A 21,934-nucleotide genomic window follows, 5' to 3' on the forward strand; every position below is an offset into this window, starting at 1 on the left:
GACCGATCCGCGGGCCCACGGAGATCATCTGACACCGGCAGGGGTGCGAGCGACAACGCGCTTACTACGAAGGAAGTTCCAGCAGCCGCACCGCCGCCTCGCGCATCTCCACCTTGCGGATCTTCCCGGTGACGGTCATGGGGAACTCCTCCACGACGTGCACGTAGCGCGGGATCTTGAAGTGGGCCAGCCTGCCGTCGCAGTACGCCCGCACGGCGGCCGCCGTCAGCGGCTCGGCGCCCTCGCGCATCCGCACCCACGCCATCAGCTCCTCCCCGTACTTCGTGTCGGGCACGCCGATGACCTGGACGTCCAGGACGTCCGGGTGGGTGTGGAGGAACTCCTCGATCTCGCGCGGGTAGAGGTTCTCGCCGCCGCGGATCACCATGTCCTTGATCCGGCCGGTGATGCTCAGGTAACCGTCGGCGTCCATGACGGCCAGGTCGCCGGTGTGCATCCAGCGGGCCGCGTCCACGGCTTCGGCGGTCCGCTCCGGCTCCTCCCAGGTAGCCGAGCGTGACCGAGTAGCCGCGGGTGCACAGTTCGCCCGCTTCCCCGCGCGGCACCGTCAGGCCGGAGCGCGGATCGACCACCTTCACTTCGAGGTGCGGCCCGGCGCGGCCCGGCGCGGCCGACGGTGGACACCCGGCGTTCGACCGAGTCGTCGGCGCGGGTCTGCGTGGACACGGGCGAGGTCTCCGTCATCCCGTAGCAGATGGACACCCCGGTCATGCCCATCCGGTCGATGACCTCCTTCATCACCTCGACCGGACAGGGCGAGCCAGCCATGATCCCCGTCCGCAGGCTGGACAGGTCGTAGGCGTCGAAGCCGGGATCCGCCAGCTCGGCGATGAACATCGTGGGGGCGCCGTAGAGGGAGGTGCACGACTCCGCCTCCACCGCGGCGAGGGTGGCCGCCGGATCGAAGGACGGCGCCGGGATCACCATGGCCGCGCCGTGGCTGGTGCACGCGAGGTTGCCCATCACCATGCCGAAGCAGTGGCCAGGGCCACGAACTCCAGCGCCGGGCAGCGCGGCCGCACTTCCTCGATCATGGCCGCGTAGGGCGGTGGCGTACTGCACCAGCGTCCGCTCCGCCCGGTTGGGGGCCCAGATGCCGACGCGGTCGCCCTTGACGATGCCCAGGTCCAGCAGTCCGAGCGCGAGCGCGAGGGCGTCGACGTCGGCGGCCAGCTCGGCGTACGTCCAGCTGCGCCCGGCGGCCACGTCGACGAGGGCGTCGCGGCCCGGGAACCTCCGCACGGTGCGGTCCAGGTTCTCGCCGATCGTGTCGCCCAGCAGCGGCACTTCGCAGACCCCGGACGCGTAGCTCGATGCGGCAGACACATGGACCTCCTGGACTGGGTGGCGAGAGCGGGGCCCGGCGGTCCGGCGTCCCCTCGTGAACCGCGCCGGCCGGACTCTCGCACACGCCGGAGGAGGGACGCACACGCCGGGGCAGGGACGCATGCGTCGACCTGCGAGGACGGCCTGAAATATACTGTCGGGGTGACTGAGACCCCCCTGCCTCCCTGCCCCGAGTGCGCCGGCACGTACGCGTACGAGATGGGCGCGCTCCTCGTCTGCCCCGAATGCGGGCACGAGTGGCCGCTCGCGTCCGCCGAGCCCGGTGAGGCCGCCGGGGAGCGGGTGATCAAGGACGCGGTCGGCAACGTGCTGGCCGACGGCGACACCGTGACGGTCGTCAAGGGCCTGAAGGTCAAGGGCAGCCCGACCGGCATCAAGGCCGGCACCAAGGTGCGCAACATCCGTCTCGTCGAGGGTGTGGACGGCCACGACATCGACTGCAAGATCGAGGGCTTCGGCTCCATGCAGCTCAAGTCCAGCGTGGTCAGGAAGGTCTGACCGCGGCGCCCCGCGCTCCGCGGGGAAGGGAAAGGCGCCTGCCTGGCGGGGACCCGGTCAGGCGCCTTCGTGGTTCTCCCGGCGGGTTGCTCCCGGGCGGACGGGTCAGGGAGTGGCGTGGACGCGGAGGGGGGCGTGCGCCGTGGTGGTGATCATCGCGGTGGCGGTGAAGACGTCCTCGCCGTTCTGGCGGGCCAGGACGCGTACGGGGTGGCGGCCCGTCGCGGTCGTCTCCCCGGCTGCCGGGGCCGTCTCGATCCAGCAGGGCGAGTTCAGCTCCGCGTAGCGGAAGAACCGCATTTCGAGGTCGGTGAGGACTCCCCGCCGCGGGAAGGCGGAAGCGTACGCGGCCTGGCGCACGGCTTCCAGGAGCAGCATGCCCGGGGCGTGGTCGACGGGGTGGTCGAAGAGGATCGGGTGGTTGATGTCGGCCCGGAGCTGGGCGCGCAGGACGGAACTGGTCGGGGAGAGGACCACGTCGTGGAAGCGGTCGCGGCCGACGCGGCGGGGCGTCAGCGGCGGCGGCAGCGGGATGATGCGGGCGGCCACCTGGTCGAGGTCCGCGTTCGTACCGCGAAGACGCTGGTAGACGGCCTGCGGCTGGTTGGTGAAGCCGGCTTGGGCGGTGACGAGGAATTCCCCGTCGCGGGTCGCGGTGACGTGCATGGTGAGGCCCGCCAGTCTTCGGCCCCGGCGGGTGATGCCGGAGCAGCTGATGCGGAGCACGATGTCGGCCGGTACCGGGCCGACGACGAGGGCCTCCGGGTTCGCCGAGTAGCTGAACGTGTCCCAGATCTGACGGTGGCCGAAGGGGACGTCGTAGGCGACGTGGCTCAGGAGCGGGATGGCCTGACGGACCGTTTCCGCGAGGAGGAGCGGGTCGTGGTGGCCGCCGTCCGGCGTGTAGAAGCTGTGGGTACGGGGCCACTGGGCGGTGACGACGTACTGGTCGGGCGCGACGGTGCGCCACCCGGTGAGCAGGACTTCGGAGTGTGCGCTCTTGTGTACGTACTCCCGCGGTAAGGCGCTGCTGAGTGCGGCGACGGACGAGGCGGAGTGATCAGCTGACACAGTCATGGTTGAGCCCCCCTGGACATCGGACATGAGCTGGTGCTTGTGTGGCGCTGGGTCCTAAAATAAAGGATGTTCGTTTTTTTTATCGAGAGAGATTGGGTGTCCATGTCAGAGCGGAAGCAGCAACGCGCGCCTCAACTCAGGGCAGTTCAGACCAAAGCGGCCATCCTCCGTGCCGCCGCAGAGGTCTTCGACGAGTTCGGCTTCAGCGGGGCCAGCATCAGCAAGATCATGAAGCGGGCGGACGTCACCCAGGGCGGGATGTACTTCCACTTCAGCTCCAAGGAGGAGCTCGCCTACGCCGTGATGGTCGGCCAGGGCGACGGCCTGGTCTTCCCCGAAGGGGAGGACGGGCTGCAGCACCTGGTGGACATCACGCTCTACCTCGCGGAGGAGCTGCGGCACAATCCGGTACTCCGCGCCGGCGTCCGACTAGCTGTGGAACAGGGCGAGTTCGGCCTGCGTGACGACGTCGCCTACCAGGCCTGGGTGCTGGAGTTCCGCCAGCAGCTGCGCTTCGCCCGGGCCAAGGGGGAGCTCCAGCCGGACGTCGACGACCACGAGCTGGCGTGGGTACTGGTCAGCTCCTTCACCGGAGCGCAGCTCTTCTCCCAGGCGTCCACCGGACGGGCCGACCTGCCCCAGCGCATCGCCTCCCTGTGGCGCTACCTGCTCCCCGCGGTCGCCACCGAGGGCACCCGCGAGAACCTGCGCCTGACGCTGACTCCGACGCGGCCGCAGGCGTCGAAGGAGCCGGAACCCGGGCCGGGGCGGCGGGGTTGAGTGCCCGTCACATCGTCGTCACCGGGGCGACGGGCTTCGTGGGGTCGGCGGTCCTGCGCCGGCTGGCCGCGCAGGACCCGCAGGCCGTGGTGCACGCGGTGTCCCGTACGCGTCCCCCCATCGCGTACGGCGGGCGCTGGATCGGCGCGGACCTGGCCGACGCGGAATCCCTGCACGGAGTGTGCGACGGCGCGGACGTCCTGCTGTCGCTGGCCTCCTGCACAGGACCGGACGCCGACCGCTGCACGGCGGTCAACTCCACGGGAACCGCCGCCCTGATGGCCGAGGCGGGCCGGGCGGGCGTACGGCGCATCGTCCAGCTGTCGACCTGCGCCGTCTACGGGCCGGGACCGCACACGGGACAGGACGTCGGCGAGCTGACGACCGCCCCGGTGTCGGCGGCCAGCAGCAGCCGGCTGGCGGGGGAGGAGCCGGTGCTCGACGCGGGGGGACTGGTCCTGCGCGCGGGGCTGGTGCTGGGCAGGGGCGACCGCTGGGTCGTACCGGCTCTCGTCGACGCCTTCCGGCGCGTACCGGCGGCGTGGGGAGGAGGTACGGGGCTGGCCTCCTTCGTCGACGTCGACGACCTGGCGCGGCTCATCGCGGCGTTCGCGCTCGGGGACGGTGCAGCGGCCGGGGCCGTGGGCGTCCTGCACGCCCACCACCCGGTGCCGGTGCGCAACCGCGACCTCATGGACGCCCTCGCCGACCACCGGGTGCTGCCGGCGGGACCCGCCGCCGACTGGCCGTGGCGCAGGTGTCTGGACGCGCTGGCCACGACGCCGGGATGGGTGAGCGAGCGGCAGTTCACGCTGCTGGCCCGGGACCACTGGTACCGCGCCGACGAGGCATGGAGACTCGCGGGGATCGCGCCGGGACCCGGCCCGCTGGGCCGGCTCGGCGCGGCGGCGCAGTGGTACCGGGAGAGGGGCGCCGCCGCCCCGGGCTGAAGGCGATCTGCCAAAGCCTCAGCGGGTTGGGGGCGGACGGGCTGTGGCGGGGAGGGCGGCGGGTAGCGTCCGGAACACAGCCGGTCACCCCCCGAAGGAGTGGACATGCCCGACCTTTCGAACATCGTCAAGGCGTATGACGTGCGTGGTGTCGTGCCGGACGAGTGGGACGAGTCGTTGGCGGAGCTGTTCGGTGCCGCGTTCGTGGAGGTGACGGGGGCTTCGGCGATCGTGATCGGTCATGACATGCGTCCGTCGTCGCCGGGTTTGTCGGCGGCGTTCGCGCGGGGTGCGGCCGTGCGTGGTGTGGATGTGACGTTGATCGGTCTGTGCTCGACGGACCAGCTGTATTACGCGTCGGGTTCGTTGGATCTTCCGGGTGCGATGTTCACGGCTTCGCACAATCCGGCGAAGTACAACGGGATCAAGCTGTGCCGGGCGGGTGCGGCGCCGGTGGGTCAGGACACGGGCCTGTCCCAGATCCGTGAGCTGGTGGAGAAGTGGTCGCAGGCGGGCGCTCCCGCGGTCGCGGCCGGCACGGTTGCGGGCACGGTGACGGAGCGGGACAGTCTTCCGGGCTACTCCGCGCACCTGCGGGGTCTGGTGGACCTGACGGGGATCCGTCCGCTGAAGGTGGTCGTGGACGCGGGCAACGGCATGGGCGGCCACACGGTTCCGACGGTGTTCGAGGGTCTGCCGCTGGATCTGGTCCCGATGTACTTCGAGTTGGACGGCACGTTCCCCAACCACGAGGCCAATCCGCTGGATCCGAAGAACATCGTGGATCTGCAGGCGCGTGTGCTGGCGGAGGGTGCGGATCTGGGCATCGCGTTCGACGGTGACGCGGACCGCTGCTTCATCGTGGATGAGCGGGGCGAGGGTGTGTCCCCGTCGGCGATCACCGCTCTGGTGGCCGCGCGTGAGCTGGCCCGCAACGGCGGGTCGGGCACTGTGATCCACAATCTGATCACCTCCTGGTCGGTGCCGGAGGTGGTGCGGGAGAACGGCGGCACCCCGGTCCGTACCCGTGTCGGTCACTCCTTCATCAAGGAGGAGATGGCGAGGACGGGTGCGATCTTCGGTGGTGAGCATTCGGCGCACTACTACTTCAAGGACTTCTGGAACGCGGACACCGGCATGCTCGCCGCGCTCCACGTGCTGGCGGCCCTGGGTGGTCAGGACGGTCCGCTGTCGGCCCTGGTGGCTTCGTATGACCGGTATGCGGGTTCGGGTGAGATCAACTCGACGGTCGCGGACCAGGCGGCCCGTCTGGCGGCGGTGAAGGCCGCCTACGGCGGCCGTGACGATGTGACGGTGGACGAGCTCGACGGTCTGACGGCGACGGGCGAGGACTGGTGGTTCAACGTCCGCGCCTCCAACACCGAGCCCCTGCTGCGCCTGAATGTGGAGGCCCGTGACGCGGCCACCCTCGCGAAGGTCCGCGACGAGGTCCTGGCCCTCATCCGCGCCTGACCGCATTCCGGCCCCGGCCCGGACCGCGCTCCGCGCAGTTCGGGCGGGCCGGCGCCGGCCCGGCTCTCCCGGCCTTCCGCCGTCACATCCAGCCCTCGCGCCCGTCGCGTTTCAGCGCCGGCCGCCCAATCCAGCCCCGCCGGCGGTTGAGGCGCGGGTCCGGGCGGAGCCCGGTGCCCGGCGGAGCCGGGTTCCCCACGGCGGGCACCAACGAGGACACTCCAGCCCGCACCGGAGGTGACTCGGCGGAGCCGGGGTCCCAGGGGACGGACCCCGGCAGGGCCCGGCTCAGGCGAGCCGCGCGTACTCCCGCCGCGCGCTCACCCCGGCCGGCACCCCCTTGTACGCATACGCGGCTGACATCAAGGTCATGTGGTGGTGCCACCCGGGAAAGGACCGGCCCTCGAAATCGAGCAGGCCGAACTCGTCCGCCAGCCTGCCGAGCGTCGCGGTGGCCCGCGCCGACTGCCGGGCCAGGTGGAGCAGGTCGTCCATCCGGTGCCGGCTCATGTTGGTGAGCCAGACCGGGCCGCCGCCCCGCTGCCCGGGTCCCGGCCGCCGTTCACCGAACAGCCGGTACGTCTGGTGCGCCCCCAGGGCCCCGGGGGCCCCCGTTTCCCCTCCCGGTACGCGAACCAGGGCCGAGTGGATGCGCAGCCGCTGCGGGCGCGCCTCGGGTCTGGTGAGCAGCGCGGTGTACGGGTGGCTGGTGTTCCCCAGGCGGGCCAAGTCGCCCGCGGTGGACTCGCGTCCGGGCGTGCGGGCCGGGTCGCCGCTGTGGACCGTACCGGCGGCGCAGACGCCGAGGGCCGGCGGGACGGACACGAGGAAGTCGTGGCCCCGGCGGCCGAGCATGCCGATCACCGCGGCGGCGCTGCCGAGGCGGCTGATGTCGGCGACCACGGGGACGCGCGCCGAGGAGGTACGGGCGGCGACCCCGTCGGCGAGCTCCACCACGAGGGACTCTGGGCTCTGGTGCACGGCGTCGGGGGAGATGCGCGCCCGGCGGCGCAGGACGGGATCCGTCGTCCAGGTCTCGGGAAGCACCAGCCGCCAGTCGACCGGCACGCTGATGCCGTCCAGGGACAGGAACAGGCCGAAGCCGAACTGGCAGTTGACCATGCGCCCGGCGGCCGGATCGAAGCGGCGGTGCACGCCGACCGAGTGCTCACCGCGTTTGGGGAAGCACACCTGCCCGATCGTCCAGGCGCGCACCGTGTGCCGTTCCTCCGCCCAGCGCAGCAGTTCGGCGCGGGCCGGATCCCAGTCCCAGGGGCTCGCGTTGATGAACTGCTGCAGGGACTGGGAGGCGGTGGGCGACTCGGTGACGGACGCCGCGAGCCTGCGTACGGACTTCTTGCCCGGGGTCGTGAGCAGTCCTTGCAGGTAGACCCGGGCCCAACGGCGCTGGTCGGCGCGCGGTAAGTGGCCGAAGAGGCGTTCCGTGAACTCGTCGAGGCCCCTGTCACCGGCAACCAGGGCTCGGGTCCTCGTCTGTGCCGTCATCTGTCTCCCCCTCCACTGCGGACGCCGGCGTGCGTCGTCGATGAGTAAGGATACAGAACGTTCGTTTTTTTTCTAGCGAACGCAGGGCGCCCGCGGTGCGACTTCGGCAGGTTGGTGAGCGGGTCCGGCGGCGCCCGTCGCGGTGCGGCCGCCGAGCGGCGGGACAGGGGTGTTTCTTCGTCAAGTCGCCGTTGTGCGGGGTCGGCGCCGGGGTGACGCTGGAGGTCGCCCGTCTCCGCGGAGGAGTCATGGGCGAGTCAGGAACGACCTGGATGGCAGTGATAGTGCAGTGGTAAAGCAAGAGCGTGCCGTGCGCACCCGTAATCATCTGATCTCGGTGGCCGCCGCTGAATTCGACCGCAATGGGTATGACGGGACATCACTTTCCCGGCTGAGCCGTTCCGCAGACATGTCGATCGGAGCCGTCACCTTTCATTTCTCGGCGAAGGGGGAGCTGGCGTCGGCCGTGGAGAACGCCGGCCGGAGCGCCACCCGCAGAGTGGTCGAGGGCGTGACGGCCCGCGGCGGCCCGGCGCTGGACACCCTCTCGGCGCTCGTCCTCGCCCTGGGGCGCCTCGTCGAGACGGACGTGGCCGTACGCGCCGCCGCCCGGCTGACCCAGGAGCGCGCCGGCGCCGGACCCGAGTGGTGCTGCTGCTGGCTTCCCGAGGTCAGGGAGCTGCTGGAGCGGGCCGCCGCACAAGGGCAGCTGGATCCCGAGGTCGACCCGCGCCCGGTCGCCGTGCTGACGGCGCATCTGGTGGGGGGCGTCGTCGCGCGGGCGCGCCGCAGCCGGGGCGGGCACCCCGGTGAGGCCGCCGGCGAGCTCGGAGAGCTGTGGTGGCTCGTCCGGCGGAGCATCGCGGCGACGCCAGTGCAGAGGCCGGCGCAGGAGCCGCCGGAGGGGCCGGCGGCAACGGAAATGCCTAAGTAGGCGTAAAAGCCCGGGAATTCGGGCCAATGCGGCGCGATGCGGTCTAGCGTCAGCGGCATGAATTCCACACCCCCTCAGATAAGCAAGGCAGTGATCCCCGCCGCAGGACTCGGTACGCGATTCCTGCCGCTCACCAAGGCCACCCCGAAGGAAATGCTTCCGGTGGTCGACAAGCCGGCCATCCAGTACGTGGTGGAAGAGGCGGTCGCGGCGGGGATGTCCGACATCCTCATGGTCACCGGACGCAACAAGCGGCCGCTCGAGGACCACTTCGACCGCAACTACGAGCTGGAGGAGGCCCTCCAGCGCCGGGGTGATCAGGACAAACTCAACAGCGTCTGTGCCTCCACCGAGCTCGCCGACATCCACTACGTCCGCCAGCGCGACCCCAAGGGGCTCGGGCACGCCGTTCTGTGCGCCGCCCCGCACGTCGGCCAGGAGCCGTTCGCCGTGCTCCTGGCCGACGACCTGATCGACCCGCGCGACCCGCTGCTGGCCCGGATGGCCGAGGTGCGCGCCCGGCTCGGCGGCAGCGTGGTGGCCCTCATGGAGGTGGATCCGGACGCGATCCACCAGTACGGATGCGCCGCGGTGGAGCAGTCGGCGGGCGGTGACGGCGTACGCATCACCGAGCTGGTGGAGAAGCCGGAGCCGGGAACCGCGCCCAGCAACCTCGCGATCATCGGCCGCTACCTCCTCGACCCCGAGATCTTCGAGGTCCTGCGGGGTACGAGCCCCGGGCGCGGCGGCGAGATCCAGCTCACGGACGCCCTGCGCACCCTGCTGCACGCGGGGCGTCCCGTGCACGGGGTCGTCTTCTCCGGCCGGCGCTACGACACCGGGGACCGTGCCGAGTATCTGCGCGCGACGGTCCGGCTCGCCTGCGAGCGCGAGGATCTGGGCCCCGAATTCCTGTCCTGGCTCAAGGAGTTCGTACGGTCCGAGCAGCTCGCAGGGGTGTGAGCGGCCGCCCGGCGGGCGACCGGGGATCTTCCGCGGTCGCCCACCCCGCCGGACCGACACCTCGCCAACTTGCCCAAATCTCAACGGGGTTCGGCTGCGGGATTGATTACCGAACGGTAGTTACGTAATTTCTTCCCGGGGCCGACGAACAGCGCGGCGTCCGAAGCAGCGAGTGCACGAAAGGAGGTGAACTTCATGGGCACGCCGGACACGAGGAGCGCGACCACCGCGACCAGCGCGACCAGCTCGGCGAACGCGGCGCACACCCCCGACGCCGCGTGCGAACTGCCGGTCGGCGCGCTGCTCGCGGCGGATTCCCCCCGCACGGTCCACGTGAACGAGAGCCACGCACAAGACCTTGCGCACTCCGGGCGGGCGCTGCCGCCGCTGCTCGTGCACCGCCCGACCATGCGGATCATCGACGGGACGCACCGGTTGCGGGCCGCCGTACTCCGCGGGCAGCACACGGTGGGAGTGACGTACTTCGACGGCAGCGCCGAGGACGCGTTCGTGCTCTCGGTCGAGGCCAACATCAGTCACGGGCTCCCGCTGACGCACGCGGAGCGGACCGCCGCGGCGTTACGGATCCTGCGGTCCCACCCGGACTGGTCCGACCGCGGCATCGCGCAGCGGACCGGGCTGGCGGCCAAGACCATCGGGGCACTGCGCCGCCGCGAAGGGCCGGCGCCCGCGCCACCCGGCCGCATCGGCCAGGACGGCCGCGTACGGCCGGCCGATCCGGTCCGCGGGCGCGAGGTCGCGGCCCGGCTGCTGGCCGGCCGTCCCACGGCTTCCCTGCGGCAGATCGCACGGGAGGCGGGCATCGCGCCCTCGACCGTACGGGACGTACGCCGCCGGATCGGCGAGGGAGCGGATCCCGTGCCGGCCGTCCAGCGGCGCTCGGGCAACAGCCCGGGCCCGCCCCGGCCACCGGACCGGGGCGGGGGGCAGTCATTGCCCTCGCTGGTCACCGGCCTCTGCAAGGACCCCCTGCTCAGGTTGAGCGAGGCGGGGAGGCTCCTGCTGCGCATGCTCGATCTCCAGGTGAGCGGGTTTCGCCAGTGGGAGCGGATCGTCGCCGCGGTACCCCCGTACCGCGCCGAGACCGCGGCCGCCGCGGCCGCCCAGTGCGCACGCGGCTGGCAGGAGCTGTCCGAAGAACTACGGCGCCGGGCCTCGGCGCAGACCTCTGCCTGAGCCGGCCTCCCCGGCCAGTAACGGCCCTCCGAGCCGAGGGCCTCCGTTGTGATGGAAAGGATGTATGGCGATGTCGGTTGTCGAGGGTGCGCGTGTTGAAGCGGGCGCGGGGGGTGGTGCTGAGGGTCCGGTCCGTTTGGACGGGCGCCTGAGGTTGGTGTTGGTGGTGCTGCTGGTGGCGCAGTTCATGCTGGCGGTTGATTTCTCGATTTTGAATGTGGCTCTGCCGGTGATCGGTGACGGGCTTGGTTTCTCGTTGTCGAATCTGCAGTGGATCGCGACGTCGTTCGCGTTGTGTGCTGCGGGGTTCACGTTGCTGTTCGGGCGGGTTGCGGATCTGTTCGGGCGTCGTCGGTTGTTCCTGGTGGGTCTGGCGGTGCTGGGTCTGTCGTCGCTGGCGGGTGGTCTGGCGAACAGTCCGGAGATGCTGCTGATCGCCCGTGTGTTCCAGGGTCTGGCGACGGCGGCGGTGACGCCGGCGGGCCTGTCCCTGCTGACGACCTCCTTCCCGGAAGGCCCTCTGCGTCAGAAGGCGCTGGGTCTCAACGGTGCTCTGATGTCTGCGGGGTTCACGACGGGCGCGATCCTGGGTGGTGTCCTGACGGATCTGCTGTCGTGGCGGTGGGCGTTCTTCGTCAACGTGCCGGTGGCGCTTGCGGTGTTGTTCATTGCTCCTGCGGTGATCAAGGAGTCGCGTCCGTCGGTGCGTCCGAGGCTGGATCTTCCGGGTGCGACGGCGGTGACGTTGGGTCTGCTGGCGCTGATCTACGGGTTGACGCAGGCGGGTGAGCACGGTTGGGGTTCGGGTTCGGCTCTGGGCTGGCTGGCGGCGGGTGTGGTGTTGCTGGTCGTGTTCTATGCGATCGAGTCGAAGAGTGCGGCTCCTCTGGTGCCGGTGTCGGTGCTGAAGAAGAAGACGGTTGCGTGGGGCAATATCGCGGGTTTGATCGCGTTCCTGACGGAGACGAGCCTGGTCTTCCTGATGACGTTGTATCTGCAGGAGGTGCTGGACTTTTCGCCGCTGACGGCGGGGCTGTCGTTCGGTGTGCTGGGTATCGGCACGGTGATCGGTGGTTCGATCGCTCCGCGGGTGATCGGTGCGACGAGTACCCGCACGACGCTGATCGTGGGTGGTGTGCTCCAGGCGGTCGCGACGTTGAGTCTGATCGCGCTGGGTGAGACCTCGTCGTCGATGTGGCTGTTGCTGGTGGCGACGTTCGCGGGTGGTATCGGCAACATGCTGGTGATCGTCGGGTTCATGGTGACGGCGACGACTGGTCTGCCGGATCACGAGCAGGGCATGGCGACGGGGCTGGCGACGATGACGCAGCAGATCGGTATCACGATGGGTACGCCGATCATGTCGGCGATCGCCGCGGCGAACACGGACATCCACGCGGGCATCACCACCGCGGTGATCGTGAACACCGCGATCGTGGTCCTCGGGACCCTGACCACCGCCCTCTTCCTCCGCAACAAGCAGCAGCCCGGCTACTAAGGCAACTCCGCCTTGTGACAGCCCTGCCGTGGCAGCGAACGTTGGCCTCAGGCACGGAGGGAAGGAAACCCCGATGGCAACACCCACCCACTCGGCCGCCGGAACCAGCCGTGTCGCGGTCCGCTGGGAGCAGGTTCAGATCCCCTCCCCGTCCGGCCCGGTCCCCGCCCGGGTGTACCGGCCGGGGGCATCAGCCCCGCAGGGATGGCTGGTGTGGGCCCACGGCGGCAGCTGGCGCGCCGGATCCGCCCAGGACTGGCACGGCGCGACCGCCGAACTCGCCCAGTCCTCCGGCTTCGCCGTCGTGAGCGTCGACTACCGGCTGGCTCCCGACGTACGCCACCCGGCCATGGTCGAAGACGTCCTGGCGGCGCTCGACTGGGTCCGGGAGCGGGCCGGTGGAAGCGTGCCCGTGGCAGTCGGCGGAGACAGTGCGGGAGCCACCCTGGCCGCCTGCGCCGCGCTCGCCTGCCGCGACCGCGCCCTTCCCGTGGCCGCACAGATCCTCGCGTATCCGCCGCTGGACCCCGGCTGCACCGCCGCCTCCTACCACCGCTTCCCCGACATGTTCCCCACGGCCTCCTACCTGATGGCGGCCTGGCAGGACTACCGGCAGCCGGGCCGGCCCGTGGCCGCGGACGGCACACGGCTCTACAGCACCCCCTTCGAAGCGTCCGACCTGCGCGGAGTCGCGACGGCCGTCATGGCCGCCGGCGACCTCGACCCGGTCGGTGACGACGTACACCGCTACGGGCGCCTGCTGCGGGCGGCCGGAGTGAAGGTGGCACTGCGGGAGTTCCGGCACACCGGCCACGGGGCGTTCCTGCAGCCCGGCCGCGCCACGGGCGGCCACGCGACGGTGTCCCTGCGCGGCTGGCTGGGGCTGGCCCTTCACCTGCTCGTCTCACCGGACGCCGCCGACGCCTGAGGCCGCCCGGCCCGCTCCCCTCCCCTCCCCTCCCCTCCCCTCCCCTCCCCTCCCGCACCCCGTCCTTCACCTCACAAGGAGCTGAGATGACCCCCGACGTTCCCAACCTCACCGCCCTGCTCCGGCACTTCGCCGACCTGCGCGACGGGATCCACGGCGGCGCCGTGACCCGCCCGGACAAGGAGGAGCACTTCCGCACCGCCGCGCGACTCCTGGACCCGTACGCCCGCCAGGCGCTCGGCGAGCTCAACGACGAACTGCTCCTCGGACAGGGCGTGGTGGACGCCGGCGGGGTCCAACGAGCCGACGAAGGCAGCCTCTTCCACGCCTGGACCCTGTGGTGGGACGAGCAGTCGGCCGCCGACATCCCGCCGGTGACCCTCTACGCGCACTACGGCGCCTCCTTCCACCACCCGCACCTGCGAGGGGCGACGGTCTCCGAGTGGCCGCTGAACGTCTTCGACGACGCGCAGGCCGCCGCCGAGCTGCCCACACTGCGTGCCATCGCCGCCGCCGACCTCCACAACCTGGTCTTCGAACGCGACTTCAGGATCGTGCCCGCGACCATGGCGGGGGCCACCGGTGTCCCCGCCCACCAGCACTGAAAGGCGATCCGTCATGACGAACCTGCGACTGTCCGTGCTGGACCAGACCCCGGTCGGCGAGGACCACACCCCGGACCAGGCGCTGCGCGCCTCCGTGGACCTGGCCCGCGTCGCGGAGGACCTCGGCTACACCCGGTACTGGGCCGCCGAACACCACGGCTCCCCGGGCTTCGCGAGCAGCGCGCCCGAGATCCTCGCGGGGGCGCTGCTCGCCCGCACCTCGCGGATGCGGATCGGGACGGGCGGCGTGCTGCTGCCCCGCTACGAACCGGCGAAGGTCGCCGAGGTCTTCGGCGTACTGGCCTCCCTCTACCCCGGGCGGGTCGACCTGGGGATCGGCCGGGCGGGCGGGCCCGCGCGCGACTTCCCGCAGCGGCTGGCGGAGCTCCGGGTGCTGCTGGGCGAGGGCGGAGTCGTACCGCACGCACCGGTTCCTCCGCAGATGTGGCTGCTGGGCGCCGGGCGCGAGTCGGCGCGGCTGGCCGGCCTGCTGGGGACCGAGTTCGCCTTCGGGCACTTCTTCTCCCCGGCCAGCGGCCGGGAGGCGTTCGAGGACTACCGCGCCGAGTTCCGGGCGGCCACCGGCCGCCGGGCGGGCGGCGCGCTGGCGGTGCGCGTGGTGACCGCGGACAGCGCCGGCCGCGCCGAGGAACTCGCCCAGAGCCTGCTGCTGTGGCGCGCCCGCAAGGACCTCGGCCAGGACGCCCCGCTGCCGTCGTACGAGAGCACGCGCCGCCACCGGTGGACGGGCGCCGAGCTGGAGCGGGCCAAGGTGCACCGTACGGCTCTCGTCTCCGGGGCTCCCGAGCAGGTGTACGCCGTGCTGACGGCACTCGCCGGGACCCACGGAGTGGACGAGCTCGTCATCAACACCCTGACGTCCGACCCGTCCGACCGGCAGCGCTCGTACGAACTGCTGGCCGAAGCCTTCGCCCTTCCGGCATCCCGCCCGACGGCCACGGTGGGCGCCTCCCGCTCGTAGGGGCCCGCTCTGTCCGCCCCGGGGATCCTGGGCGTGGTGTCCCTGTCCGCCGGGGCGTGGGCGGCACCGCAGACGAAAAAGGGCAAGGAGAGTGATCACTCCTTGCCGCTCTCAGCATATGGCGCACCGGGGGGCTTGCCACAAGATCGCGGTCGTGCCGCAGAATCTCCAACCGTGGTCAGAGACGGTGGAACGGGAGAGTGCGCATGCGTGTGTTGCTGTCGGCCTATGATTCGCGCGGGGGCGTCGAGCCGCTGGTGGGTCTCGCGGTGCGGTTGCAGGAACTCGGCGCGGAAGTCCGGGTGTGCGCGCCGCCGGACGAGGAGTTCGCGAAGCGGCTGGCCGGGGTCGGCGTGGAGATGGTGCCGACGGGCCAGTCGGTGCGCGCACTGGTGACCGGCAAGACGCCGCCCTCGCCCGGGGGCGTGCCCCGGCGGGCGGCCGAGCTCGTCGCCGCGTTCTACGACAACGTCAGCGCGGCGGCCGAGGGGTGCGACGTGCTGGTGGCGACCGGCCTCGTGCCGGCCGTGGCCGGTGTGCGGGCCGTCGCCGAGAAACTGGGCATCCGCTACGTGTACGCGAGTTACCAGCCGGTCAGCCTCCCGTCGCCGCACCACCCGCCGATGCCGCGGCCGGGCCGGCCGCTCCCGGAGGACGTGAGCGACAACCGCGAGCTGTGGGACCGGGACGTCCAGGACGCACAGGCGGTGTTCGGCGAGGCGGTCAACACCCACCGGGCGTCGGTCGGCCTGCCGCCGGTGGACAACCTCCGCGACCACGTCTTCACCGACCGCCCGTGGCTGGCCGCGGACCCGGTCCTGGCCCCGTGGCAGCAGCCGGCCGACCTCGACGTCGTGCAGACCGGGGCGTGGGTCCTGCCGGACGAACGCCCGCTCCCCGCCGACCTGGTGGCCTTCCTGGACGCCGGCACGCCGCCCGTGTACGTGGGCTTCGGCAGCATTCCGATGCGCGATCCGGAGGACGTCGCCCGGGCGACCATCGAGGCGATCCGCGCGCAGGGCCGCCGCGCGGTCCTCTCCCGCGGCTGGGCCGACCTGGCCCTGATCGACGACCAGGACGACTGCTTCGTCGTCGGCGAGGTCAACCATCAGGCGCTGTTCCGGCGGGCGGCCGCCGTCGTGCACCACGGCGGCGCGGGCACGACGACGACGGCCACCTGGGCCGGCGTGCCCCAGGTGGTGGTACCGCAGGGGGCGGACCAGCCGTACTTCGCGGGCCGGGTGGCCGAACTGGGCATCGGCGCGGCCCACGACGGTCCGACACCGGCCTTCGCGTCGCTGTCGGCCGCCCTCGAGAAGGCCCTGACGCCCGGGACCCGCGCCCGGGCGACCGCCGTGGCCGCCGCGTTCCGCACCGACGGGGCGACGGTGGCCGCGAAGCTGCTCCTCGACGCGGCCGGGTGAGCCGTCGGGACCTCTAGGGCTGGCGCTTCCAGAGCGTCACTTCGGTGAGGTACGTCGGGATGGTGTACTGCTTGCTGGGCGACGGCTCGATCGTGACGATCTTGACCATGGCCAGGTTGCCCTTGGACGTGACCGTGCACAGCAGGTCGCCCTGGACGATGGCACTGTCCGCGCCGGAGAGGTCCGAGCTCGGCAGCTTCTCGGGGATCGGGTTGGTGGCCGCCCCGGTCTCGCACTGTTCGGGGGTGGGGCCCTTGCTCTTCCCGAAGGGGGTTCCGCTCTGGATGTCGTTGAAGCCCATCCCCAGTTCCCGGTCCTTCCAGCCGATCTCCCCGAACGGAGCCACCTTGGGGAAGTCCAGGTCGACGTCGTACTGCTGACCGAACTCCCGGCCCGCCAGCAGCTTCAGCGGCTTGTCCTTGAAGACCGCGGTGTAGGCCGGGGCCGAGGACTGGGGCGCGGCCGCGGAGCCGCTGGACTGTGCCGCCGGGGCCGCGTCCTTCGGCTGCTCCGCCGTCTTCTGCTTGTCGTCGCTCGCGGTCGCCTTGCCGGCGTCGCCGTCCTCGCGCGTGAGGTACCAGGTGCCGCCCGCGACCAGCGCCACCGCCAGGACCCCCGCGCCGACGATCAGCGGGACGCGGCCGCGGCCCTTGCCGCCCGGGGCCGCGGGGGCGGGGGCCGCCGGGCCGGTGGGGGCGGCGTAGCCGGGCGCGGCGTAGCCGGGCGCGGCGTAGGCCGGGCCGGTGGGGGCGCCGTACACGGGGGAGTGCAGGCCGCCCGTCGGCCCCTGCGTCGGCGCGTACGCCGGGTGGGCCGGGGCGGAGGCCTGCGTGGGGGCGTACGCCGGCCGGGCCGGCTCGGGGGCGTGGGTCGGCGTGTACGCGGGCTGCGGGGGAGTCTGCGCCAGCTGTTCGCGCCGCGCGATCTCCGCGGTGACCGGCGCGGGCAGCCAGTCCGCGAAATCGCGCAGCTCCCGGCCCGCCGACTTCCGGCACCACTCGGCGATTTCCGCGGGCAGCGGCCGCTGCGCGGCATCGGCGGCCAGGCACCGCTCCAGCAGGGGCCGCAGCGCGTCCGGGTAACCACTGAGGTCCGGCGCCTGCTGCGGGGTGTTGGCTATCGAGGCGGCGATCGAGATGCCCGCGCCGTCGCCGTAGGGGTGCCGGCCGGTGGCCACGACGGCGGCGATCAGACCCAGCGCGAAGATGTCGGTGGCCGGGGTGACCTGCTTGCCGAGCGCGTGCTCGGGCGACATGTACTGCGGGGTTCCGATGAACCCGCCGCTGCGGGTCAGCTGGGTGGTGTCGGTGGCCCGCGCGATCCCGAAGTCGATCACCCAGGGGCCGTTCGAACCGAGCAGGATGTTGCTGGGCTTGAGGTCGCGGTGCACCACCGAGGCGGCGTGTACGGAGTGCAGCGCCTGCGCGGTGCAGCCGATCAGCTGGAACACGGCGGGCAGCGGCAGCGGCCCGTGGGAGGCGAGTGCCTCGTCGAGCGGCAGGCCCGGCACGAACGCGGTGGCCAGCCAGGGCTGTTCACCACTGGTGTCGTGGTCGAGGACCGGCACGATGTGGTAGCCCTGCACACGGCGGGCCGCCTGCACCTCGTGCTCGAACCGGGCCCGGAAGTCCTGCTCCTGGGCGAACTCGCGACGGATGACCTTCAGCGCGACCGGCTGGTTCCCCCGGGTCCGGGAGAAGTAGACGGAACCCATGCCGCCTTCGCCGATTTTGGCGAGCAGCCGGTAACCGGCTATCTCCTGCGGATCGTTCGGCCCCAGCGGGCCCAGCACGGCACGGTCGGCGTTCGACATCCATTCCCCCTTGTTGATCACGAGGGAAGATCGTAACGGGCGTCCGCCCCCGTCCCGTGCCCCCGCCGTGCCCCGTCCCTCCCCCCGTGCGCTCTGGTGGCGCCGCCGGAGCATCTCCTACCATCGGGGCACGCGTGGGGGGAGGGGTGCGTGGATGGCGGCACATGTCGGGCGGCTGGAGCGCTTCGTGGCATGGGTGCTGCGCAATGCCGATGTCGTCGTCGCCCTGTTGGTCGCGATGGCGGTCGGTTTCCTCGACATCTTCGGCGACGTCGTCAGCGACGACGTGGCCTCCGGCGCCACCCTGGTCGTCCTCGGTCTGCTCGCGACCGGGTCGATCGTGGAGCGGGTGCGCCGGCCCGCGAGCATCCAGGAGGCGATGAGCGGGACCCGCCGGGCCCTGGAAGACCTCGCCATGGTGCGCTCGCTGTCGGGCAACGAGGTCGGCGAGGCGCTGCGCAAGGCCCGGCAGCACACCAACCTCTGGTACTTCAAGGGCGGTACGGGAACCTACCTGCGGGCCGTCACCCTGCCGCTGTGCGTGCGCGCGGCGAAGGAACAGCGCTCGCAGCTCAACGTGAAGATCGACATCGTGAACCCGGCCGACGAGCGGGCCTGCGCCGCGTACGCCCGCTTCCGCCAGATGTTCGGCGTGCAGCGTCGCGGAGACGACCTGTGGACCACCGACCGGGTCCGCAGGGAGTCGTACGCCACCGTCCTCGCCGCCTGCTGGTACCAGCGGCAGTTGACGACGCTCGAGATCAGCGTGCACCTGTCGTCCGCCGTGCCGACCCTGCGCTTCGACCTGTCCGAGACCTGCCTCGTCATCACCCAGGACGACCAGTCCCGGGTGAACCTGCTCGTGGAACGCGGCCAGCCGCTCTACGACTACTACGTCACCGAGCTGCACCAGAGCCGCGAGCAGGCGACCGTGCTCGACCTGCGCGTCGCGTCGCCACTCGGCCAGGAGCCGACCGTCGACGAGGTGCGCACGCTCTTCGACGACCTGCGGCTTCCGCTGCCGCGCATCTTCACCGACAGCGACATCGGCAAGATCATCGAGAAGGCGCTGCACGCGGAGGACCCCTACAGGAGGTGATGCGCTGCGGCGCGTGCCATGGACCGCGAGCTGGAAAGGACCCTCGTCACCCTGGAGGAGATTGCCTCCGGTGAAAGGGAGTTGCGTGCCGTTCGGCATCCACTCGGATTCCTCTGCCTACCGCTGCTGAGAGAGGGCCCGCGCGGGATCTGCGTCCATCTCTTCGACGCCGGCAACCGCGCCGAGCCGGACGCGTCGCCCATGCACGCCCACAGCTGGGAGCTGCGCAGCCGTGTGCTGTACGGGCGGGTGGCCAACCTTCCCGTACGGACGACCGCGGTGGGCGACGGCGAAGAGGGCGCGACCCACCGCGTGTTCGAGGTGCACAGCGGGAGCGACGGCGTGGACGAGATCCGCCCCACCGACCTGCTGGTGCGCAGCGAGCCCGGGCCCGCCCAGGTCAGCTCCGGCGGGGAGACCTACACCCTGGCCGCGGGCGAGTTCCACGCCACCGCCCTGGAGGGCCCGGAACCCGCCGCCACCCTGGTGCACGGATTCTCGGTCCCCGGACAGGCCGACCTCTCGCTCGGGCCGCTGGACGGCCGCCCGCGCCGTACGACCCGCCGGCTGTGCGACACCGTGCAGACCGTACGCAGCGTCCACACCGTCCTCAGGAGGATCGATGCCGAACAGCGGGCCTGATTTCGACCGCGAGAGGCGGGTCGCCGTCGCCGCGGCGGAGGAGGCGGGCGCCCTGCTGCGCCGGCGCTTCGGTACGGCGTACTGCCTGCGGACGAAGGGCGAGTCCGGGGACGTGCAGGTCGACCTCGACCTCGCCGCCGAGCGGCTCGTGCTGGGCCGGATCCAGCGCCACTTCCCGCACGACCGGATCCTGTCCGAGGAGGCCGGGCTCCTCGACGCGGCGGGCGAGCGCACCTGGCTGGTCGACCCGCTGGACGGCAGCAACAACGTCGCGATCGGGCTGCCCGCGTACGTGGTGGGCATAGGGCTGTGCCTGGGCGGCGCCCCGGTGATGGGCGTGGTGCACGAGCCGGTCACCGGGGAGACCTGGCACGCGGTCAGGGGGCACGGGGCCCACGGCGCATCCGGCGCGCTGCCCGGCCCCGCCCCCGCGCTGCCGCGCCCCGGACCCGTCGTCGCCTGGACCCAGGGGTACGCCGTGGAGCGCGGTGACCCGACGGCGGTGGCGCTGCGGGCCGCGCTCGAACTGCGCTGCCGGCGCGTGCTGCAGCTGTGGGCGCCGCTGCTCGGCTGGAGCCTCCTGGCACGCGGCACGATCGACGCCTTCGTCGGCTACCGGGCCGAGGGCGTGGACCTGCCGACCGGGGCGCTGCTCGCGGCCGAGACGGGGGTGGAGCTGCGCACGCTGTCCGGGGCGCCGTTCCGGCCCGGTTTCGCCGGGGACGACAGCGGGCGCAGCTATGTGGCGGCGCGCGGCGAGACCCTCGCCTACCTGCTGCGGGAGGTGGGCGAGGCGACCAGGCACGTGCCGTGACCAGGCACGTGGCGTGACCAGGCACGTGGCGTGACCAGGCACGTGGCGTGACCAGGCGCGTGGCGTGACCAGGCACGTGGCGCGCCCGGCTCGTGGCGTGCCCCGGCCCGGGCCCGTGGCCGCGCCCGGACGCGGCTCACGTGGTGGCGGCCAGCGCCAGCGTCGCCGCGAGCGTGCCCGTCACCGCCAGGACCAGCCCCGTGCCGAGGAAGCGGCCCAGCCCGATCCGCGTGCCGTGCCAGCGGCACCGTTCGAACCACAGCAGGGTGGCCAGGGAGGCCCACGGGGTGACGACCGGCCCCACGTTGACGCCGATGAGCTGCGCGAGCAGCTGGTGGTGGTTGGCCTCGGGGATGGCCGCCTCGCCCGCCATGTAGGCCGGCAGGTTGTTCAGCGCGTTGGAGAAGCCCGCCCCGACCGCCGCGGACCTCAGCATCCCGACGACGCCGTTGTCGGACCCCATCGCCGTCGCCAGGATCTCGTGCAGCCCGTGTGCGTTGACGGTCTCCACGACGAGGAACATCCCGGGAACGAGGACGAGCAGCCGCCAGGGGACCAGGGAGAGGCGCAGCGCCTCCCTGCCGCGCACCGCGAAGGCCACCACCACGATCAGCGCGGCCGTCATCGACGCCGACCACAAGGGCACGTCGGCGAGGATCGCCAGCAGGAAGCCGGTGCACGCCACCGCGCACACCCGGAACAGGACCCGGTCCGCCGGGCGCGGCGGTGACGGCGGCTCGTAGCGGAGCGCCCCGCGGCGCCCCAGACGCCAGTAGAAGCCCCACAGGCAGGCCATCGTGACCGCGATGGCGGCCAGCTGCGGGGCCCACATGGTGGCCGCCATCTCCGACGGCGCCAGGGCGACCCGGTCCGCGGCCAGCAGGTTCGTCAGGTTCGACACGGGCAGCAGCAGGCTCGCCGTATTGGCCAGCCAGACCGTGGTCATCGCCAGCGGCACGGCCGCGATGCCCACCCGGGTCGCCAGCGCCAGCATCACCGGGGTCAGCAGCACCGCCGTGGTGTCCAGGTTGAGGGCGATGGTGGTGACGGACGCGAACAGCACGCACAGAACGAACAACAGGGGATAGCTTCCCCGGCCGGCCCGCGCCACCCAGGTGGCGACCACGTCGAAGACCTGCGCCTTGCCGGTCAGCTCGGCGAGGACGATGACCGTGGCGAGGAACACCAGCAGCGGACCGATGCGCTCCATCACCTCGCCGGCGGGCGCGGTGGGCAGCAGACCCGTGGCGACGCAGAGTATGCCGAGGGCGAGCAGGCCGCCGGCCAGCCAGTCCAGTGGATGCAGCCGCTTGAGGAGAGACACGTCGAACAGATTCGCACGTACGCGCGGTCGACCGTCAGATGGCCCGGATGGATCCGGAC

General features: G+C 71.9%; 19 protein-coding genes and 1 pseudogene. 15 read left to right on the forward strand and 5 right to left on the reverse strand.

Translation table 11 applies throughout. The features are described 5' to 3' along the window. Nucleotides 1–64: 64 nt before the first annotated feature. Nucleotides 65–1,347, reverse strand: a pseudogene (locus OG332_RS38140) (AMP-binding protein). A 162-nt stretch (nucleotides 1,348–1,509) separates the two neighbouring features. On the opposite strand from OG332_RS38140, the gene OG332_RS38145 reads away from it, so the two are divergent. After that, a complete protein-coding gene (locus OG332_RS38145; protein ID WP_327417712.1) occupies nucleotides 1,510–1,866 on the forward strand; it encodes a zinc ribbon domain-containing protein YjdM in 357 nt (118 codons plus the stop codon). A 105-nt stretch (nucleotides 1,867–1,971) separates the two neighbouring features. On the opposite strand, the gene OG332_RS38150 is transcribed toward OG332_RS38145, so the two are convergent. Continuing rightward, nucleotides 1,972–2,943, reverse strand: a complete 972-nt coding sequence (locus OG332_RS38150; protein ID WP_327417713.1) for a ScbA/BarX family gamma-butyrolactone biosynthesis protein — start codon at nucleotides 2,941–2,943, stop codon at nucleotides 1,972–1,974. A gap of 102 nt (nucleotides 2,944–3,045) precedes the next feature. Between OG332_RS38150 and OG332_RS38155 the strand changes: the two genes are divergently transcribed. The 3 genes from OG332_RS38155 (at nucleotide 3,046) to OG332_RS38165 (ending at nucleotide 6,146) form a co-directional block, all read left to right on the forward strand. Continuing rightward, complete coding sequence (locus tag OG332_RS38155; RefSeq protein ID WP_327417714.1) at nucleotides 3,046–3,723, forward strand: ScbR family autoregulator-binding transcription factor; 678 nt, start codon at nucleotides 3,046–3,048, stop codon at nucleotides 3,721–3,723. Beyond that, nucleotides 3,720–4,673 carry an NAD-dependent epimerase/dehydratase family protein gene (locus OG332_RS38160; protein ID WP_327417715.1) on the forward strand — a complete coding sequence of 318 codons (954 nt, stop codon included), beginning with the start codon at nucleotides 3,720–3,722 and terminating at the stop codon, nucleotides 4,671–4,673. Before OG332_RS38155 ends, OG332_RS38160 begins: the two co-directional genes overlap by 4 nt. Before the next feature lie 105 nt (nucleotides 4,674–4,778). Beyond that, nucleotides 4,779–6,146, forward strand: coding sequence for a phosphomannomutase/phosphoglucomutase (locus OG332_RS38165; protein WP_327417716.1), 1,368 nt, complete (start codon nucleotides 4,779–4,781; stop codon nucleotides 6,144–6,146). A 288-nt stretch (nucleotides 6,147–6,434) separates the two neighbouring features. On the opposite strand, the gene OG332_RS38170 is transcribed toward OG332_RS38165, so the two are convergent. Continuing rightward, entirely contained in the window at nucleotides 6,435–7,652 is a 1,218-nt protein-coding gene (locus tag OG332_RS38170) for an IS701 family transposase (RefSeq protein ID WP_327417717.1), read from the reverse strand. A gap of 337 nt (nucleotides 7,653–7,989) precedes the next feature. On the opposite strand from OG332_RS38170, the gene OG332_RS38175 reads away from it, so the two are divergent. The 8 genes from OG332_RS38175 to OG332_RS38210 all read left to right on the forward strand — a co-directional run bounded on the left by OG332_RS38175 (nucleotide 7,990) and on the right by OG332_RS38210 (nucleotide 16,183). Continuing rightward, complete coding sequence (locus tag OG332_RS38175) at nucleotides 7,990–8,586, forward strand: helix-turn-helix domain-containing protein (protein ID WP_327419500.1); 597 nt, start codon at nucleotides 7,990–7,992, stop codon at nucleotides 8,584–8,586. Between the two features lie 57 nt (nucleotides 8,587–8,643). Beyond that, the gene (gene galU / locus OG332_RS38180; protein ID WP_327417718.1) at nucleotides 8,644–9,549 is read left to right on the forward strand and encodes a UTP--glucose-1-phosphate uridylyltransferase GalU; all 906 of its coding nucleotides are present in this window, start codon (nucleotides 8,644–8,646) and stop codon (nucleotides 9,547–9,549) included. 195 nt (nucleotides 9,550–9,744) lie between these two features. Next, nucleotides 9,745–10,746: a ParB/RepB/Spo0J family partition protein gene (locus OG332_RS38185; protein WP_327417719.1), complete on the forward strand. Its 1,002-nt coding sequence runs from the start codon at nucleotides 9,745–9,747 to the stop codon at nucleotides 10,744–10,746. Nucleotides 10,747–10,816: 70 nt separating this feature from the next. Further along, nucleotides 10,817–12,244 (forward strand): MFS transporter, encoded by a 1,428-nt coding sequence (locus OG332_RS38190; protein WP_327417720.1) that lies wholly within the window; start codon nucleotides 10,817–10,819, stop codon nucleotides 12,242–12,244. A gap of 73 nt (nucleotides 12,245–12,317) precedes the next feature. Then, nucleotides 12,318–13,172 carry an alpha/beta hydrolase gene (locus tag OG332_RS38195; RefSeq protein WP_327417721.1) on the forward strand — a complete coding sequence of 285 codons (855 nt, stop codon included), beginning with the start codon at nucleotides 12,318–12,320 and terminating at the stop codon, nucleotides 13,170–13,172. 86 nt (nucleotides 13,173–13,258) lie between these two features. After that, the gene (locus tag OG332_RS38200) at nucleotides 13,259–13,777 is read left to right on the forward strand and encodes a hypothetical protein (RefSeq protein WP_327417722.1); all 519 of its coding nucleotides are present in this window, start codon (nucleotides 13,259–13,261) and stop codon (nucleotides 13,775–13,777) included. A gap of 13 nt (nucleotides 13,778–13,790) precedes the next feature. Further along, the gene (locus OG332_RS38205) at nucleotides 13,791–14,759 is read left to right on the forward strand and encodes an LLM class flavin-dependent oxidoreductase (RefSeq protein ID WP_327417723.1); all 969 of its coding nucleotides are present in this window, start codon (nucleotides 13,791–13,793) and stop codon (nucleotides 14,757–14,759) included. Nucleotides 14,760–14,965: 206 nt separating this feature from the next. After that, complete coding sequence (locus OG332_RS38210) at nucleotides 14,966–16,183, forward strand: glycosyltransferase (protein ID WP_327417724.1); 1,218 nt, start codon at nucleotides 14,966–14,968, stop codon at nucleotides 16,181–16,183. A 13-nt stretch (nucleotides 16,184–16,196) separates the two neighbouring features. Here OG332_RS38210 and OG332_RS38215 read toward each other — a convergent pair whose 3' ends face one another. Continuing rightward, a complete protein-coding gene (locus tag OG332_RS38215) occupies nucleotides 16,197–18,017 on the reverse strand; it encodes a serine/threonine protein kinase (protein ID WP_327417725.1) in 1,821 nt (606 codons plus the stop codon). Nucleotides 18,018–18,150: 133 nt separating this feature from the next. On the opposite strand from OG332_RS38215, the gene OG332_RS38220 reads away from it, so the two are divergent. From OG332_RS38220 to OG332_RS38230, 3 genes are read left to right on the forward strand one after another with little or no spacing between them, the layout of a single operon-like run. Continuing rightward, nucleotides 18,151–19,095 carry a hypothetical protein gene (locus tag OG332_RS38220; RefSeq protein WP_327417726.1) on the forward strand — a complete coding sequence of 315 codons (945 nt, stop codon included), beginning with the start codon at nucleotides 18,151–18,153 and terminating at the stop codon, nucleotides 19,093–19,095. An 18-nt stretch (nucleotides 19,096–19,113) separates the two neighbouring features. Beyond that, the gene (locus tag OG332_RS38225) at nucleotides 19,114–19,737 is read left to right on the forward strand and encodes a hypothetical protein (protein WP_327417727.1); all 624 of its coding nucleotides are present in this window, start codon (nucleotides 19,114–19,116) and stop codon (nucleotides 19,735–19,737) included. Then, nucleotides 19,718–20,551: an inositol monophosphatase family protein gene (locus tag OG332_RS38230; RefSeq protein ID WP_327417728.1), complete on the forward strand. Its 834-nt coding sequence runs from the start codon at nucleotides 19,718–19,720 to the stop codon at nucleotides 20,549–20,551. Before OG332_RS38225 ends, OG332_RS38230 begins: the two co-directional genes overlap by 20 nt. A gap of 136 nt (nucleotides 20,552–20,687) precedes the next feature. Here OG332_RS38230 and OG332_RS38235 read toward each other — a convergent pair whose 3' ends face one another. Then, nucleotides 20,688–21,875 carry an SLC13 family permease gene (locus OG332_RS38235; protein ID WP_327417729.1) on the reverse strand — a complete coding sequence of 396 codons (1,188 nt, stop codon included), beginning with the start codon at nucleotides 21,873–21,875 and terminating at the stop codon, nucleotides 20,688–20,690. Between the last annotated feature and the right edge of the window lie 59 nt (nucleotides 21,876–21,934).

The organism is Streptomyces sp. NBC_01233, from assembly GCF_035989305.1.
Classification (GTDB): Bacteria; Actinomycetota; Actinomycetes; order Streptomycetales; family Streptomycetaceae; genus Streptomyces.

Excerpts from the sequence above, each read along its gene's own strand:
- OG332_RS38150 (WP_327417713.1), bottom strand. The coding sequence starts at position 2,943 with ATGACTGTGTCAGCTGATCACTCCGCCTCGTCCGTCGCCGCACTCAGC.
- OG332_RS38155 (WP_327417714.1), top strand. The coding sequence starts at position 3,046 with ATGTCAGAGCGGAAGCAGCAACGCGCGCCTCAACTCAGGGCAGTTCAG.
- OG332_RS38165 (WP_327417716.1), top strand. The coding sequence starts at position 4,779 with ATGCCCGACCTTTCGAACATCGTCAAGGCGTATGACGTGCGTGGTGTC.
- OG332_RS38170 (WP_327417717.1), bottom strand. The coding sequence starts at position 7,652 with ATGACGGCACAGACGAGGACCCGAGCCCTGGTTGCCGGTGACAGGGGC.
- galU (WP_327417718.1), top strand. The coding sequence starts at position 8,644 with ATGAATTCCACACCCCCTCAGATAAGCAAGGCAGTGATCCCCGCCGCA.
- OG332_RS38185 (WP_327417719.1), top strand. The coding sequence starts at position 9,745 with ATGGGCACGCCGGACACGAGGAGCGCGACCACCGCGACCAGCGCGACC.
- OG332_RS38190 (WP_327417720.1), top strand. The coding sequence starts at position 10,817 with ATGTCGGTTGTCGAGGGTGCGCGTGTTGAAGCGGGCGCGGGGGGTGGT.
- OG332_RS38195 (WP_327417721.1), top strand. The coding sequence starts at position 12,318 with ATGGCAACACCCACCCACTCGGCCGCCGGAACCAGCCGTGTCGCGGTC.
- OG332_RS38200 (WP_327417722.1), top strand. The coding sequence starts at position 13,259 with ATGACCCCCGACGTTCCCAACCTCACCGCCCTGCTCCGGCACTTCGCC.
- OG332_RS38205 (WP_327417723.1), top strand. The coding sequence starts at position 13,791 with ATGACGAACCTGCGACTGTCCGTGCTGGACCAGACCCCGGTCGGCGAG.
- OG332_RS38210 (WP_327417724.1), top strand. The coding sequence starts at position 14,966 with ATGCGTGTGTTGCTGTCGGCCTATGATTCGCGCGGGGGCGTCGAGCCG.
- OG332_RS38220 (WP_327417726.1), top strand. The coding sequence starts at position 18,151 with ATGGCGGCACATGTCGGGCGGCTGGAGCGCTTCGTGGCATGGGTGCTG.
- OG332_RS38225 (WP_327417727.1), top strand. The coding sequence starts at position 19,114 with ATGGACCGCGAGCTGGAAAGGACCCTCGTCACCCTGGAGGAGATTGCC.
- OG332_RS38230 (WP_327417728.1), top strand. The coding sequence starts at position 19,718 with ATGCCGAACAGCGGGCCTGATTTCGACCGCGAGAGGCGGGTCGCCGTC.